The sequence below is a fragment of the Leisingera sp. UBA4491 genome (assembly GCF_002388965.1).
Taxonomy (GTDB): domain Bacteria; phylum Pseudomonadota; class Alphaproteobacteria; order Rhodobacterales; family Rhodobacteraceae; genus Leisingera; species Leisingera aquaemixtae.
In genome coordinates this window covers 111,095-125,635 of record NZ_DGNN01000022.1, presented here as the reverse complement: position 1 = coordinate 125,635, position 14,541 = coordinate 111,095, and the positions used below count along the sequence as shown (strand labels likewise).

Here is a 14,541-nt window from a genome sequence, read left to right as displayed (position 1 = left end):
CCCGCCGCCGCCCCGGCCCCCGTCTCGATCGCGCAGTCATAGCCCAGCTTCTGCAGCTGAACCGCAGACTCCGGCGTCATCGCAACGCGCGACTCTCCAGCCGCCAGCTCCCTTGGCGTTCCAATAAGCACTTCAATGTCCTCCCTTTTCGCTGAAGCGTCCGGCGGACCGGCTGCCTGCGATTGGGAAGAAGTATTTGGTTGTTTTACTTAGTAGTCAATATTTTTGTCAGCTCATATTTTTAGCAGTTTAAAAACAGCTTGTTATCCGGGACATCCACGCCTTTACGGTATTTTTTTTGACTTACAGCTAAAAAAATATTTGACATGGCGCGCCCTCCTCCACAGTCTTTGAGGCAGGGAGGACACCATGAACACCCAATCGCTCAGCACAGGCACCGCCTGGGCGGAGACCGGAGATTTGCGCGCCCTGATGACGCGTGCCGCCGGCATCCGCGACGCCCAATGGGGCCGCACGGTCACCTATTCGCGCAAGGCCTTCGTGCCCTTGACCAACATGTGCCGCGACACCTGCGGCTACTGCACCTTCGTCAAGCATCCGGATTCGCCGGAGGCCAATATCATGACGCCGGAGCAGGTGCTGGCGGTGGCGCAGAAAGGCGAGCGCGAGGGCTGCAAAGAGCTGCTGTTCAGCCTCGGCGAGAAGCCGGAGCTGCGCTATGAGAAAGCCCGCAAGGGGCTGGAACGGCTGGGGTATTCCCGCCTTACCGATTATCTGCGCGACATGTGCGAGCTGGTGCTGGCCGAGACCAGCCTGCTCCCGCATGTGAACGCGGGCACTCTTACGGACGACGAGATCGACGTGCTGCACCCGGTCTCTGCCTCGATGGGGATGATGCTGGAAACCGTCAGCCGCCGCCTGACCCGCAAGGGCCAGCCGCATTATGCCTGCCCCGACAAGGTGCCGGTGCAGCGCCTGCGCACGCTGGAACGCGCGGGCCAGAAGCAGGTGCCCTTTACCACCGGCCTGCTGATCGGCATTGGCGAGACATTTGCCGAGCGGATCGAGGCGCTGCATGCGATCAACGCCGCCCACGCCCGCCATGGCCACATCCAGGAAGTCATTATCCAGAACTTCCAGCGCAAGCCGGACATTGAGATGGCGAACCACCCGGAACCGGCGCTGGAGGACATGCTGCGCACCATCGCCGCCGCCCGCATCATCCTCGCGCCGGAGATCAGCCTGCAGGCGCCGCCGAACCTCAGCGCCCGCCACATCGCCTATCTGGAGGCGGGCATCAACGACTGGGGCGGGATTTCGCCCGTCACCATCGACTTCATCAACCCGCAGCACGAATGGCCGGAGATCCGGGCGCTGGCAAACTCCTGCACAGGGGCCGGGTTCGAGCTGCGCGAGCGGCTCACCGTTTACCCCCGCTACCTGACCGGGGACAGCGGCTTCATCAACCCCGGCGTGCTGGCCCGCGCGGCCGGCATGGCCCAGGAAAACGGCCTCGCCCGCGATCAGCGCCACATCGGAGAGACAGCATGACCATCCAGCAATCCGCCGAGAATTTTGCCACTGTCCCGGCTGCCGTCAGCGCCGCCTCCGCCCCGGTCCGCGCCATTCTGGAGATGGCGCTGGAGGGCGGCGAGGTGTCTGAAGCGGAAGGCATCGAGCTGTTCCGCGCCACCGGCGCCGATGCCGAAGCGGTTTATGCCGTGGCGGACACGCTGCGCCGCCGCGCCAATGGCGAGCGCGTCTCCTTTGTGGTGAACCGCAACATCAACTTCACCAACATCTGCTATATGGGCTGCCGCTTCTGCGGCTTTGCCAAGCGCAGCGAGGACAAGGACGCCGAGTGGCTGGAGCCCGCGCAGATCGTTGAGCGCGCGCAGGAAGCCTGGGACCGCGGCGCCACCGAGGTCTGCATCCAGGGCGGCCTGCATCCCAAGATGGAGGGCACCTATTACCGCGACATCGTGCGCGCCCTCAAAGCGGCGCTGCCGGACATGCACATACATGCCTTCTCGCCGTTTGAGATCTGGTACGGCGCGTCCAAGACCAAGATGTCCTACCGCGATTTCCTGGCGGATCTGAAGGAGGCGGGCCTCGGCTCGATGCCCGGCACCGCGGCGGAGATCCTGGATACCGAAGTGCGGATGCAGCTGACCAAGAACAAGCTGAGCGCCGAGAAATGGGTCGAGATCATCCGCGCCGCGCATGAGGTCGGCATCCCGACCACCGCCACCATCATGTACGGCCATATCGACGGGCCGGAGCATTGGGCCGCGCATATCCGCCTGCTGCGCGACATCCAGAAGGACACCGGCGGCTTTACCGAGCTGGTGCCGCTGTCCTTTGTGCATACCGAGTCGCCGCTCTGGTCGCAGAACCCGGACAAAGTGCGCCCCGGTCCCACCGCGCTGGAGGTGGACCTGATGCACGCGGTGTCGCGCATCATGCTGCACGGCTGGATCGACAATATCCAGGTGAGCTGGACCAAGCTGGGCGCGGCGCGGGCGCAACAGATGCTGTCGCGCGGGGTGAATGACCTCGGGGGCACGCTGATGAACGAAAGCATCTCGCGCTCGGCCGGATCGGACCACGGGCAGGAGATCACCGCGCGCGAGCTGGCGCAGATCATTCGCGCCGCGGGCCGGGTGCCGGTGCGCCGCAACACCATCTACGAGGTGCGCGAGGTCTATGAGCACCACGACCCCGAGGTGATCGCTCCGCTGGTTGACCGGCAAGGGCGCAACCCGCTGGAATTCCTCCAGATGTTCCCGGAACGCCCCGCGCTGGAGGCGGCGGAATGAGCGGCGCGCAGAAGCATAAGGTCACCCTGCTGGCGGGCGGCGTCGGCGGCGCCAAGATGGCCGAAGGCCTGGCCGCGCTGCCGGATGTGGCGCTGTCGGTGATCGGCAATGTGGCGGACGACGATGACTTCCACGGCCTCTGGGTCTCGCCCGATATCGACACGCTGACCTACAGCCTGGCGGATGTGATCGACCGCAATCAGGGCTGGGGCGTGGCGGATGAGAGCCACCGGGCGCTGGAGACGCTGAACACGCTGGGCGCGGACACCTGGATGTCGCTGGGCGACCGCGACTTCGGCCTGCACATCTACCGCACCATGCGCCGCCTGCGCGGCGACCGGCCCAGCGATATCGCCCGCGACGTGGCACGTGCCTTTGGCGCCGGGGCGGAAATCCTGCTGCCGACGGATAATAAGGTGCAGACCCGGGTGCGCACCGATGCGGGCTGGCTGAGTTTCCAGGAGTATTTCGTGCGCGAACGCTGCGCGCCGGAGGTGCGGGAGCTGGCCTTTGACGGGCTGGCGCAGGCCCGCCCCGCGCCAGAGGCGCTGGCGGCGATCCGGCAGGCGGATCTGATCGTGATTGCGCCCTCCAACCCGCTGGTCAGCATTGCCCCCATTCTGGGCGTGCCGGGAATGTCCGCGGCGCTGCGGGCGGCGCGCGCGCCGAAGGTTGCCGTCAGCCCGTTCATCGGCGGCAAGGTCGTCAAAGGCCCGGCCGACCGCATGATGGCGGCGCTGGGGGAACGGGCCGATGCCGCCGGGGTGGCCGCGCGCTACCGCGGGCTGGCCGATACGCTGGTGATCGACCACGCCGATGCCGGGCTGGCGGGCGAAATCCGCGCGATGGGGCTGGCGCCAGTTTGCAGCGAAATCCTGATGACGACCCAAGAAGACAAGGCTCGCCTGGCGCGCGAAGTGGCGGATCTCGGCCTCACCCGCGCGAACCGGGAGACAGCGGCATGAGCGCGGCGGCGAAATCCGGCAAGCGGCTGGCGGTGATCCCGATGAAGGATCCCTCCCGGGCCAAGACGCGGCTGAGCATTGCGCTGGCGCCGCGGGACCGCGAAGCGCTCGCCCGCGGCCTGTTCCGCGCGACCATCGCGCGGCTGCAGGATGCGGTTGCCAGGCTGCCCCAAGGCGCCATCGACATTGCCGTGGCGTCCAACAGCCCGGTGATCGCGCGCATCGCCCGCCAGGCAGGGCTGATCTGCATCGACGACAATGACCCCGGCACCCTGTCGCTGGCGGTGGAGGCGGCGGCGGATTGGGCCGCGGCAAACGGGTATGAGGCGCTGTGCGTGCTGCCGGGCGATCTGGCGGACCCGTCGCCGGACGACCTGGCGCAGCTTCTGGCCTATCCGCTGGACGGCACCCGCGCGGTGCTGTGCCCGGCCACTGACCTTGGCACAAACGCGCTGCTGGTGCCGCTGCCCTGCCCCTTTGCCTTTGCCTACGGGCAGAAATCGCTGATCGCCCACCGGCGTGCGGCAGAGGCCGCGGGCTTGTGCCCGGTGGTGCTGCCGCTGGACAGCCTGCGTGTTGACGTTGACACCGCCGAGGACCTCAGCTGCCTGCTGGCGCAGAACCCGCAGGCCCTGATGCGGGAGGGCGCGCGATGAGCCTGTCCGTCACTCTCACCGCCGTGCCCGGCGTGCCGGATATCCAGAACGGCGACGATCTGGCGGCTGTTCTGGGCGATTGCCTGGAGCAGGCCGGGCTTGGTCTGCAGGACGGCGATATCCTGTGCATCGCGCAGAAGGTGTTTTCGAAAGCGGAAGACTGCATCATCCCGCTGGCCTCGGTCACGCCTTCGGCGGAAGCCATCAAATACGGCGAGGAACTGAACAAGGACCCGCGCAAGGTGGAAATCGTCCTGCGCGAAAGCACCCGCGTGGTGCGCGCCTTCCGCCGCCCGGACCAGAACACCGGCACGATGATCTGCGAGCACCGGCTGGGCTTCATCTCCGCCAACGCGGCGGTCGATGAATCGAACTTCGGCGAGGAGGACGCGGCGATGGTGCTGCCGCGCGATCCCGACGCCAGCTGTGAGCGCCTGCGCGCCGCGCTGGCCGCCCGGTTCGGTGCGCAGATCGGCGTGGTGATGACCGACACCTTCGGCCGCCCGTGGCGGCTGGGCCAGATCAATGTCGCCATCGGCCTCAGCAAGGTTCCCGCCACCATTCAGGAGCAGGGCAACCTGGACGCCTGGGGGCGGCCGCTGCAGGTGACCGAACCGGCGCTGGCGGACGAGATTTCCGCCGCCTCAGGTCTGGTGGTGCGCAAGAACGGAAAAACACCGGCGGTGCTGCTGCGCGGGCTCGACTGGCAGCCCGCCGACAGCCGCGGCGCCGACATACTCAGGAAAAAACAGGAGGATATGTTCAGATGAAGATCGCAATCATTGGCGGCACCGGGCCGCAGGGCCAGGGGCTGGCGCTGCGCTTTGCCCGCGCAGGGATCGCCGTGGCACTGGGGTCGCGCGATGGCGAACGCAGTGCCGGCATCGCGGCAGAGCTGATGGCGAAGCTGCCGGAGGGCGCCGCGCCGATCGAAGGGCTGGACAATGCAGGCGCCACCGCGGCGGCGGATGAAATGGTCATCCTCGCGGTGCCGTTTTCCGCCCATAACGCCACGCTGGAGGCGCTGAAGCCGGGCCTGGCGGGCAAGATCCTGGTCGATATCGTGGTGCCGCTGAAGGAAGGCGACCCCAAGAAGGTTGAGATGCCGCCCGAAGGCTCCGCCACCGAGGCCGCGCAGGCGCTCTTGGGTGACGACATTCCGGTGATCGGCGCGCTGCACAACGTGTCGGCGACCACGCTCAACAACCTGGACTGGCCGATTAACTGCGACATCCTGGTCTGCGGCAACAGCCTGCCCGCCCGCAAGAAGGTGATCGAGCTGGTCGGCGCGCTGGATGTCCAGGCCTACAACGCCGGCGACGCCGAGGCCGCCCGCTGCATCGAGGCGATCACCCCGATCCTGATCCGCCAGAACATTTCCAAGGCGGTGCCCTTCACCCACGCGGGCATCCGCATCTGGGCCCCCGAACACTAAGATTCCAACAGGGAGAAAACACACATGGAATTCGGTATTTGCTTCAAGGGCTTCGTTGAGCCCGAACGCGCCCGCGCGCTGGTCCGCCAGGCGGAAAACGCAGGCTTTGCCTACTGCTGGTTCTACGACAGCCACATCCTGTGGCGCGAAAGCTTTGTCGCCATGGCGATGTGCATGGAGCACACCACCAAGATGCGCTTCGGCCCGCTGGTGACCAACCCGAACTCGCGCGAGTGGTCGGTGGCCGCCTCGCTGTTCGGCTCGCTGGCGAAACAGTCCGGCGGCCGCTTCGACATCGGCCTCGGCCGCGGCGACAGCGCGGTGCGGGTGATGGGCAAGAAACCCTCGACCATCAAACGGATGGAAGAATTCACCCACGTCGTGAAGTCGCTGATCCGCGGCGAGGAAGTGCAGTATGGCGAATGCCCCGAGCCGGTGAAGTTCCCCTGGGCCCAGGGCTATGAGCTGCCGGTCTGGATCGGCGCCTACGGTCCCAAGGCCCTGGCCTCGGCCGGCAAGGTCGGCGACGGCGTGGTGCTGCAGATTGCTGAACCCAAGATCATCAAGTGGCTGGCGGACCAGGCCAAGGCCGGCGGTGAAGCCGAAGGCCGCGACATGTCGAACTACCGCGTGATGGCCGCCGCTCCGGCGCATACCGGCCCGATCGAGGAAGGCATCGAGAAGACCAAGTGGTTCCCCGCCATGGTCGGCAACCACGTTGCTGATATCGTGGAGAAATACGGCACCGACGGTGACCACGTCCCGACCAGCCTGACCGATTACATCAAGAACCGGAAGGGCTACGATTACTCCAAGCACGGCCAGAGCGATAACCCGTACCTGGACTTCATCACCGAAGACATCGTCAAGAGCTTCTGCGTGCTGGGCACCCCGGACGAGCATATCGCCAAGATCCGCGATCTGCAGGACGCCGGCACCACCCAGTTCAACATCTATCTCGACAGCGGCGACGAGGAGAAGATCATCGCCGACTATGGCGAAAAGATCATCCCGGCGTTCCGCTGAACTGCGCCGGGCGCCAGCCCGGAAACGGCACCGTCCGGACAAATCTCCCCGCGGACGGTGCCTATTGGCGGGCGGCTCTGGCTGCCCGCTCCTTTGCTTTCCGCGCGGCCTGCCTGCACCGGCAGATTGTTTTGACCCGGCCTTTTGCGCGCGACCGCTGGCAACAGCCTTTGACTTGTGCCAATAGGGCGCCAGATAGACATTTTTATAAGTGGCGGAATTTTCATGGCGCGCATGGCAGCTGAAAAGCCGAAGACCCGGATTCAGCGGAAAAAGACGGAACAGATCCTGGCCGCCGCGCTGGAGGTTTTTGCCCAGCACGGATCTTCCGGCGCGTCGATCAACCTGATTGCCAAGAACGCCGGGCTGACCACGCCGAACCTGCTGTATTATTTCGAAAGCAAGGACGCGATCCGCCAGGAGCTGCTGGCCCGCACCCTGCAGCTGTGGATGGCGCCTTTGAACATGCTGAGCCAGCACGGCGACCCGATCGACGAAATCTGCCAGTACATCCGCCGCAAGCTGGAAATCTCGCGGAATTTTCCCAAGGAAAGCAAGTTCTTCGCCAATGAAATCCTCAGCGGCCTGCCGCAGTCGCGCAGCGAGATTTTCGGCCCGCTGAAGGAGCTTTACAACACCAAGATCACGGTGCTGGAGGACTGGATGCGCGAGGGCCGGATCGCAACCGTCGATCCGCACCATCTGCTGTTCTCAATCTGGGCCACCACCCAGCATTACGCCGATTTCGACGTCCAGATCGAGGAAATCGCCCCCGCCAAGGCCGTTGACCGCTATGCCGAGGCGGAGCTGTTCCTGTTGGAGATGTACAAGAAGCTGCTTACGGTGCAGCCCGGCTGACGGCCGCGGACCGCCCCGGCGGTCAGGGGATCCGCGCCCGGTCGATGAATTTGCGCAGCGCAAAGCGGGACCGCACCACCCGGATGCCCGGAATGCGCAGCAGCTTGGTCTGTAGGAAGGTCTCGAATTCCTCCAGGCTTTCCACCACGATTTCCAGCAGAAAATCCTGCGCGCCGGTCATCAGCGTGCCGGTGACCACCTCCTCGAACTGGGCAGTCCTCTTCTGGAACCGGGCGATTTCGTCCGCGTCCTGGCGCTCCAGCTCCACCGAGACAAAGGCGGTGATGCCAAACCCCGCAGCCTTGCGGTCGATGCGGGCGATGTAGCCGGAAATCAGGCCGCTTTCCTCCAGCCGCTGCAGGCGCCGCTTGCAGGGCGTCTGGGACAGGCCGACTCGGGCCGCCAGCTGCACCAGCGGAATCCGCCCGTCATCGCGCAGCGCGCGAAGTATCTCCCGATCAACTGAATCCGTAGCGAAAACCACCATAAATTTTGCTTTTCCGAGTGTATTTTCTCTGATTTTTGCTTCACTACCCCTATATTCGTTATTTTTCAACCATGCGGTTTTGCTAAGCTGGGGGACAGGCCCTGCGCCGCGCAGCGCGTGCTGCGCGGCGCGGTGCAGGGGCTTTGATCAGAAAGGGACCGCATGAGTGATGATTTCCCGCCGCTATCGCTGAACGTGCCGGAACCGGGCTGCCGCCCGGGCGACACGCCGGATTTCTCGGATTTCGAGATCCCGCGCGCCGGGGCCGTCAAACGCCCGCCGGTTGACGCTGACCCGGATTCGATCCGCGATATGGCGTTTTCCATCGTCCGGGTGCTGAACAAGGACGGCGAGGCGGTGGGCGACTGGGCCGGCGCGCTCAGCCCGGACGAGCTGCGCGAGGGCCTGCGCCACATGCTGACCCTGCGCACCTTTGACGCCCGGATGATGAACGCGCAGCGCCAGGGCAAGACCAGCTTCTACATGCAGCATCTGGGCGAAGAGGCGGTGTCCTGCGCCTTTTCCCGCGCGCTGCGGCCGGGCGACATGAACTTTCCGACCTACCGTCAGGCCGGGCTGCTGATCGCGGGCGGCTATCCGATGCTGACGATGATGAACCAGATCTATTCCAACGCCGACGACCCGCTGCACGGGCGCCAGCTGCCGATCATGTATTCCTCCAAGGAACACGGGTTCTTTTCGATCTCCGGCAACCTTGGCACCCAGTTCGTGCAGTCGGTCGGCTGGGCGATGGCCTCGGCCATTTCGGGCGACACCAAGATCGCCACCGGCTGGATCGGCGACGGCTCCACCGCCGAGAGCGATTTCCACGCCGCCATGGTCTTTGCCTCCACCTACAGCGCGCCGGTGGTCTTGAACATCGTCAACAACCAGTGGGCCATTTCCACCTTCCAGGGCATCGCCCGCGGCGGCGTCGGCACCTTCGCGGCACGCGGCCACGGCTTTGGCATCGCCTCGATCCGGGTGGACGGCAACGACTACCTGGCCGTTCATGCGGTGGCGAAATGGGCCTGCGAGCGGGCCCGGCGCGGCCATGGCCCGACCCTGATCGAGCATGTGACCTACCGCGCCGGCGGGCACTCCACCAGCGACGACCCCTCCGCCTACCGCTCCAAGAGCGAGGCCGCGGCCTGGCCCTTGGGCGACCCGATCGAGCGGCTGAAGAAGCACCTTATCGCCATCGGCGAGTGGAGCGAAGACCGCCACACCCAGGCCCAGGCGGAAATCCTGGACGGGGTCATCGCCACCCAGAAGCAGGCCGAGGCCATCGGCACCTTGGGCGGCGGCAAGACCCCCAGCCCGCGCGACATGTTCGAGGGTGTCTATGAAACCATGCCGCCGCATCTGATCCGGCAGCGTCAGGAAGCAGGGTACTGAAATGGCCAGCATGACCATGATCGAGGCCATCCGCGAGGCCCATGACGTCGCGATGGCAGCGGACGACCGCGTCGTCGTCTTCGGCGAGGATGTGGGGTTTTTCGGCGGCGTCTTCCGCTGCACCGCGGGATTGCAGAGGAAATACGGGAAATCACGCTGCTTTGACGCGCCGATCAATGAATCCGGCATCGTCGGCACCGCCATTGGCATGGCCGCCTACGGGCTGAAGCCGGTGATCGAGATCCAGTTCGCCGATTACGTCTATCCGGCCTATGACCAGATCGTCTCGGAGGCGGCGCGCCTGCGCCACCGCTCCAACGCCGATTTCACCTGCCCGCTGGTGATCCGCATGCCCACCGGCGGCGGCATTTTCGGCGGCCAGACCCACAGCCAGAGCCCGGAAGCGCTGTTCACCCATGTGTCGGGGCTGAAGGTGGTGGTGCCCTCCAATCCGCGCGACGCCAAGGGGCTCTTGCTGGCCGCCATCGAAGATCCCGATCCGGTGATCTTCCTGGAGCCCAAGCGGCTTTATAACGGACCCTTCGACGGCTACCACGACCGCCCGGTCACCAGCTGGAAAAACCACCCCAAGGGCGAGGTGCCGGAGGGCGCGGAGATCGTGCCGCTGGGCAAGGCCAGCATCACCCGCGAAGGCGGCGATGTCACGGTTCTGGCCTATGGCACCATGGTTTACGTGGCCGAGGCAGCGGCTGAGGCCAGCGGCGTCGATGCCGAGGTGATCGACCTGCGCACGCTGATGCCGCTTGATCTGGACACGATCCAGGCCTCGGTCGAAAAGACCGGCCGCTGTGTCATCGTGCATGAGGCGACGCGCACCTCCGGGTTCGGCGCCGAACTGATGAGCCTGGTGCAAGAGATCTGTTTTTACCACCTGGAGGCGCCGATCATCCGCGTCACCGGCTGGGACACGCCCTATCCGCACGCGCAGGAATGGGAGTATTTCCCCGGCCCCGCCCGTGTCGGCGAGGCCTTGAAAAAAGTGATGGAGGGCTGACCGGATGGGTGTTTATGCCATGCGTCTTCCCGATGTGGGGGAAGGCATTGCCGAGGCGGAGCTGACAGAATGGCACGTCAAGCCCGGCGATATCGTGCGCGAGGACGATATCCTGGCGGCGGTGATGACAGACAAGGCCGCGGTCGAGGTGCCCTCGGCAGTGTCCGGCAAGGTACTGGAGCTGGGCGGCGAGATCGGCCAGATGATGGCGATCGGCTCTGTGCTGATCCGCATCGAGGTCGAGGGCGAGGGCAACGAGGCCCCCGGCGCGGCCCCGGAGACAGCCAAAGCCAGCGCCCCGGCGCCGCAGCCCGCGCCGGACAAAGACGCGGACAAGAACAAGGATGAGGGCAAGAGTGCGGGCGCGCAGGCGCCGGAAGCGCCTCCAGCGGCCGCCGCTGCGGCTGCTGCACCGGCGGCCAAGAAACCGGGCCACCGCCTGCCGCGGCCCGAGGGCAGCAAGCCGCTGGCGGCGCCGTCCGTGCGGGCGCGGGCGCGCTCCGAAGGGGTCGACCTGCGCCACGTGCCCGGCACCGGGCCGGGCGGGCGCATCAGCCACGAGGATCTGGACAGCTGGATCGAATCCGGCGGCATCCGCCAGGGCGGCGTCACGCGGGGCCGCAACACCGGTGTCGAGGAGCAGCGTGTCATCGGGATGCGCCGCAAGATCGCCGAGAAGATGGCGCTGTCCAAGCGCCACATCCCGCATATCACCATCGTCGAAGAGGTGGAGATGGGCGCGCTCGAAGACCTGCGCGCCGCGCTCAACAAGAAGCACGAGGGCAGCCGCCCCAAGCTGACGCTGCTGCCCTTCCTGATGCGCGCCATCGTCGAGGCGGTGCGCGAACAGCCCGGCCTGAACGCCCGCTACGATGACGACGAAGGCGTGATCTACCGCCACGGCGGCGTCCATATCGGCGTGGCCACGCAAACCCCGCAGGGCCTGAACGTGCCGGTGCTGCACCACGCCGAGGCAAACAGCCTGTGGGACAACGCAGGCGAGCTTGCCCGTCTGGCCGACGCCGCCCGCGACGGCTCGATCAAGCGGGAGGAGCTGACCGGCGGCACCATCACCATCACCTCGCTGGGGCCGCTTGGCGCAATTGCCACCACGCCGATCATCAACCACCCCGAGGTGGCGATTGTCGGCGTCAACAAGATGCAGATCCGCCCGGTCTGGGACGGCCAGCAATTCCGGCCACGCAAGATGATGAACATCTCCTGCTCCTTCGATCACCGGGTGATCGACGGCTGGGACGCGGCGGTCTTTGTGCAGAAACTGAAATCCCTGCTGGAAAATCCGGCCATGCTGTTTGTCGAGGGCTGAATGACTGATCTGAAGTGCAAACTGCTCATCATCGGTGCGGGCCCCGGCGGCTATGTCTGCGCCATCCGCGCAGGCCAGCTGGGCGTCGACACCATCGTGGTGGACGAGGCCAACCCCGGCGGCACCTGCCTCAACGTGGGCTGCATTCCGTCGAAGGCGCTGATCCACGCCGCGGACGAGTTCCACAAGATGGCGCACGCAAGCGAAGGGCCGCTGGGGATCACGGCGGGCAAGCCGGAGATCGACCTGAGCCGGACAGTGGCCTGGAAGGACGGCATCGTGAAGCGGCTGACCGGCGGCGTCAGCGGGCTGATGCGCAAGGCGGGCGTGCGCGTGGTCGAGGGCCGCGCGCGGTTCCTCGATGGCAAGACCGTGGCGGTAAAGAAGGGTGATGAAACGACCCAGATCCGCGCGGAGCGCATCGTGATCGCCTCCGGGTCTGCTCCTGTGGAGCTGCCCTCCCTGCCCTTCGGCGGCGATATCCTGTCCTCGACCGAGGCGCTGGCGCTGCAGGCGGTGCCCCAAACCCTCGCCGTGGTTGGCGCGGGCTATATCGGGCTGGAGCTGGGCACGGCCTTTGCCAAGCTGGGGGCCAAGGTCACCGTGGTGGAGGCTGAGGACCGCATCCTGCCGCTCTACGATCAGGCCCTGACCCGGCCGGTTGCCAAGCGGCTGGAAACCCTGGGTATCAAGGTGATGACCGGCGCCAGGGCCGAAGGCTTTGCCGATGGCGTTCTGAGCACCACCCAGGGCGGCATCAAGGCAGAGAAAGTCCTGGTCACTGTCGGCCGCCGCCCGCGCATGGATGGCATCGGCGTTGATGAGCTGGCGCTGACCCTGAACGGCCCCTACATCCGGATCGACAAGACCTGCCAGACCTCCATGCGCGGCATCTACGCGATCGGCGACGTCACCGGCGAGCCGATGCTGGCGCACCGGGCCATGGCCCAGGGCGAGATGGTGGCCGAACATGCCGCGGGCCACGCGGTGGAATGGGACAAGCGCGCCATTCCGGCGGTCTGCTTCACCGACCCGGAGATTGTCACCTGCGGCGCCCTGCCGGGCGAGGTGGAGGGCAGCAGCAGCACCGAATTTCCCTTTGCCGCCAATGGCCGCGCCATGACGACAGAGCGCGAGGACGGTTTCATCCGCGTTGTCTGGCGCGATGCCGACAAGGCGGTGCTGGGGCTGCAGGCGGTAGGCGCCGGCGTGTCGGAACTGTCGGCGGCGTTTTCGCTCGCCATCGAAATGGGCGCCTGCCTGGAGGACATCGCCGCAACCATCCACGCGCATCCGACCCAGTCGGAAGGCCTGCAGGAAGCCTGCCTGCGCGCGCTGGGTCACGCGCTGCATATCTGAGCCCCAAAGGCCGCAACAGGCCGCCCGGAGCGAAACAGCCCGGGCGGCCGGATTACTTGACAAAAGAACTAAGGTTATTTAAGCGTCCGGACGCACCCTGACGGGCGCCTTTCAGCGAGACGCTCCGCGCCATTTGCGCGGCACACAGTCCAGCCATCAACGGATCAATATCCCGGTGCAGCTCCAAGCTGCGCTGACGGCTGGAGTGAATTGTGAAGCTGGCTCAGATACTTCTAAATGCGCGCGCCCGGCTCGGCGCCTGTCTGCTGCTGGCCGCAGCGGCGCTTGCGCCCGCGGCCTGCGCGGCGGATGCATTTCCGGCGGTGATCGAGCACCGCTATGGCACCACAATTGTGCCCGCCAAGCCGCAGCGCATCGTCTCGCTCAGCTTCATCGGCCATGATTTCCTCCTGGCGCTGGGGGAAAAACCCCATGCCCTGCGCAAGTGGTTCGGCGACCACCCCCATGGGGTCTGGCCCTGGGCGCAGGCGGCCCTGGGCGATGCCAGGCCCATCGTGCTGCAAGGGCAGATCGACATAGAACGGATCGCCGCGCTGGAGCCGGACCTGATCACCGGACAGTGGTCGGGCATGACCGAACGCGAATATGCGCTGCTGTCGCGGATCGCGCCGACCGTGGCGCCGAAGGCCGCCCACGGCAGCTACGGCTCGCCCTGGCAGGTGATGCTGCGCACCCTGGGCACGGCCACCGGAAACGCTTCCAAGGCAGAACAGATCATCGCCCGGATCGAAGGCCGCTTTGCCGCGATCCGCGCCGCGCACCCGGAGTGGCAGGGCGCAAGCGCCGTCATGGTCTCGGCCACCCGCACTGGCGCCTATTCCGCCAGCGACATCCGCGGCCAGTTCCTAGCTGCCCTGGGCTTCACCGTGCCGGAGGTGGAAAACCCGTTTGCGCCTGCGAACGCTTACTATGCCCTGCTGCCCGATGAAGACCTCTCGCCCATCGACACGGATGCGCTGATCTGGATTGACGCCGGCGGATCGGTGCCGCGCCTCAAGCGGCTGCCGCTGCGCCACATCCTGCGCGCCTACCGGGAGGGGCGGGAGATCTATGCCGGGCGGCTGCTGTCCTCGGCGCTGTCCCATTCCAGCCCCTTGAGCCTGGACGCCGCGCTGGACCAGCTGGTGCCGCTGCTGGAGGCGGCGCTGGACGGCGACCCGGGCACCCCGGTTTCCAGCATGGCCGAAGCCGGCCTGCTGCCGGAGGGCCGCTGA

General features: G+C 66.2%; 15 protein-coding genes. 13 read left to right on the top strand and 2 right to left on the bottom strand.

What is annotated here, in order from left to right:
* A partial coding sequence (locus B2P87_RS12445) for a hypothetical protein (protein WP_286852629.1) occupies positions 1–131 on the bottom strand: 131 nt, incomplete at its 3' end.
* A 238-nt stretch (positions 132–369) separates the two neighbouring features.
* Here B2P87_RS12445 and cofG point away from each other — a divergent pair.
* The 8 genes from cofG (at position 370) to B2P87_RS12405 (ending at position 7,720) form a co-directional block, all read left to right on the top strand.
* The gene (cofG, locus tag B2P87_RS12440; protein ID WP_141889130.1) at positions 370–1,512 is read left to right on the top strand and encodes a 7,8-didemethyl-8-hydroxy-5-deazariboflavin synthase CofG; all 1,143 of its coding nucleotides are present in this window, start codon (positions 370–372) and stop codon (positions 1,510–1,512) included.
* The gene (cofH, locus tag B2P87_RS12435) at positions 1,509–2,780 is read left to right on the top strand and encodes a 5-amino-6-(D-ribitylamino)uracil--L-tyrosine 4-hydroxyphenyl transferase CofH (protein WP_141889129.1); all 1,272 of its coding nucleotides are present in this window, start codon (positions 1,509–1,511) and stop codon (positions 2,778–2,780) included. The genes cofG and cofH overlap by 4 nt, the downstream gene beginning before the upstream one ends.
* Positions 2,777–3,745, top strand: a complete 969-nt coding sequence (gene cofD / locus B2P87_RS12430; RefSeq protein WP_141889128.1) for a 2-phospho-L-lactate transferase — start codon at positions 2,777–2,779, stop codon at positions 3,743–3,745. The genes cofH and cofD overlap by 4 nt, the downstream gene beginning before the upstream one ends.
* The gene (gene cofC, locus B2P87_RS12425) at positions 3,742–4,401 is read left to right on the top strand and encodes a 2-phospho-L-lactate guanylyltransferase (RefSeq protein WP_141889127.1); all 660 of its coding nucleotides are present in this window, start codon (positions 3,742–3,744) and stop codon (positions 4,399–4,401) included. Before cofD ends, cofC begins: the two co-directional genes overlap by 4 nt.
* A complete protein-coding gene (gene cofE / locus B2P87_RS12420) occupies positions 4,398–5,171 on the top strand; it encodes a coenzyme F420-0:L-glutamate ligase (RefSeq protein WP_141889126.1) in 774 nt (257 codons plus the stop codon). The genes cofC and cofE overlap by 4 nt, the downstream gene beginning before the upstream one ends.
* On the top strand, positions 5,168–5,836 hold the full coding sequence (npdG, locus tag B2P87_RS12415; RefSeq protein WP_141889125.1) for an NADPH-dependent F420 reductase: 669 nt from the start codon (positions 5,168–5,170) through the stop codon (positions 5,834–5,836). The genes cofE and npdG overlap by 4 nt, the downstream gene beginning before the upstream one ends.
* 24 nt (positions 5,837–5,860) lie before the next feature.
* Entirely contained in the window at positions 5,861–6,862 is a 1,002-nt protein-coding gene (locus B2P87_RS12410) for a TIGR03842 family LLM class F420-dependent oxidoreductase (RefSeq protein ID WP_027234022.1), read from the top strand.
* Positions 6,863–7,087: 225 nt separating this feature from the next.
* Entirely contained in the window at positions 7,088–7,720 is a 633-nt protein-coding gene (locus B2P87_RS12405; protein WP_058284837.1) for a TetR family transcriptional regulator C-terminal domain-containing protein, read from the top strand.
* 22 nt (positions 7,721–7,742) lie between these two features.
* Here the strand turns inward: B2P87_RS12405 and B2P87_RS12400 are convergent, their stop codons facing one another.
* A complete protein-coding gene (locus B2P87_RS12400) occupies positions 7,743–8,207 on the bottom strand; it encodes an Lrp/AsnC family transcriptional regulator (protein ID WP_008558354.1) in 465 nt (154 codons plus the stop codon).
* A 162-nt stretch (positions 8,208–8,369) separates the two neighbouring features.
* Here B2P87_RS12400 and B2P87_RS12395 point away from each other — a divergent pair, with 162 nt between their 5' ends.
* From B2P87_RS12395 to B2P87_RS12375, 5 genes are all read left to right on the top strand, one after another.
* Positions 8,370–9,605, top strand: a complete 1,236-nt coding sequence (locus B2P87_RS12395) for a 3-methyl-2-oxobutanoate dehydrogenase (2-methylpropanoyl-transferring) subunit alpha (RefSeq protein ID WP_008558193.1) — start codon at positions 8,370–8,372, stop codon at positions 9,603–9,605.
* Between the two features lies 1 nt (position 9,606).
* Positions 9,607–10,620 carry an alpha-ketoacid dehydrogenase subunit beta gene (locus B2P87_RS12390; protein WP_141889124.1) on the top strand — a complete coding sequence of 338 codons (1,014 nt, stop codon included), beginning with the start codon at positions 9,607–9,609 and terminating at the stop codon, positions 10,618–10,620.
* Between the two features lie 4 nt (positions 10,621–10,624).
* Complete coding sequence (locus B2P87_RS12385; RefSeq protein WP_141889123.1) at positions 10,625–11,947, top strand: dihydrolipoamide acetyltransferase family protein; 1,323 nt, start codon at positions 10,625–10,627, stop codon at positions 11,945–11,947.
* Positions 11,948–13,306, top strand: a complete 1,359-nt coding sequence (gene lpdA, locus B2P87_RS12380) for a dihydrolipoyl dehydrogenase (RefSeq protein ID WP_141889122.1) — start codon at positions 11,948–11,950, stop codon at positions 13,304–13,306.
* A gap of 212 nt (positions 13,307–13,518) precedes the next feature.
* A complete protein-coding gene (locus tag B2P87_RS12375) occupies positions 13,519–14,541 on the top strand; it encodes an ABC transporter substrate-binding protein (RefSeq protein ID WP_141889121.1) in 1,023 nt (340 codons plus the stop codon).

Bases quoted from the DNA above. Each gene is read 5' to 3' on its own strand.
- cofE (WP_141889126.1), top strand. From the start codon at position 4,398: ATGAGCCTGTCCGTCACTCTCACCGCCGTGCCCGGCGTGCCGGATATC.
- B2P87_RS12390 (WP_141889124.1), top strand. From the start codon at position 9,607: ATGGCCAGCATGACCATGATCGAGGCCATCCGCGAGGCCCATGACGTC.
- B2P87_RS12400 (WP_008558354.1), bottom strand. From the start codon at position 8,207: ATGGTGGTTTTCGCTACGGATTCAGTTGATCGGGAGATACTTCGCGCG.
- B2P87_RS12405 (WP_058284837.1), top strand. From the start codon at position 7,088: ATGGCGCGCATGGCAGCTGAAAAGCCGAAGACCCGGATTCAGCGGAAA.
- cofC (WP_141889127.1), top strand. From the start codon at position 3,742: ATGAGCGCGGCGGCGAAATCCGGCAAGCGGCTGGCGGTGATCCCGATG.
- B2P87_RS12395 (WP_008558193.1), top strand. From the start codon at position 8,370: ATGAGTGATGATTTCCCGCCGCTATCGCTGAACGTGCCGGAACCGGGC.
- cofH (WP_141889129.1), top strand. From the start codon at position 1,509: ATGACCATCCAGCAATCCGCCGAGAATTTTGCCACTGTCCCGGCTGCC.
- B2P87_RS12410 (WP_027234022.1), top strand. From the start codon at position 5,861: ATGGAATTCGGTATTTGCTTCAAGGGCTTCGTTGAGCCCGAACGCGCC.
- B2P87_RS12385 (WP_141889123.1), top strand. From the start codon at position 10,625: ATGGGTGTTTATGCCATGCGTCTTCCCGATGTGGGGGAAGGCATTGCC.
- lpdA (WP_141889122.1), top strand. From the start codon at position 11,948: ATGACTGATCTGAAGTGCAAACTGCTCATCATCGGTGCGGGCCCCGGC.
- cofD (WP_141889128.1), top strand. From the start codon at position 2,777: ATGAGCGGCGCGCAGAAGCATAAGGTCACCCTGCTGGCGGGCGGCGTC.
- npdG (WP_141889125.1), top strand. From the start codon at position 5,168: ATGAAGATCGCAATCATTGGCGGCACCGGGCCGCAGGGCCAGGGGCTG.
- cofG (WP_141889130.1), top strand. From the start codon at position 370: ATGAACACCCAATCGCTCAGCACAGGCACCGCCTGGGCGGAGACCGGA.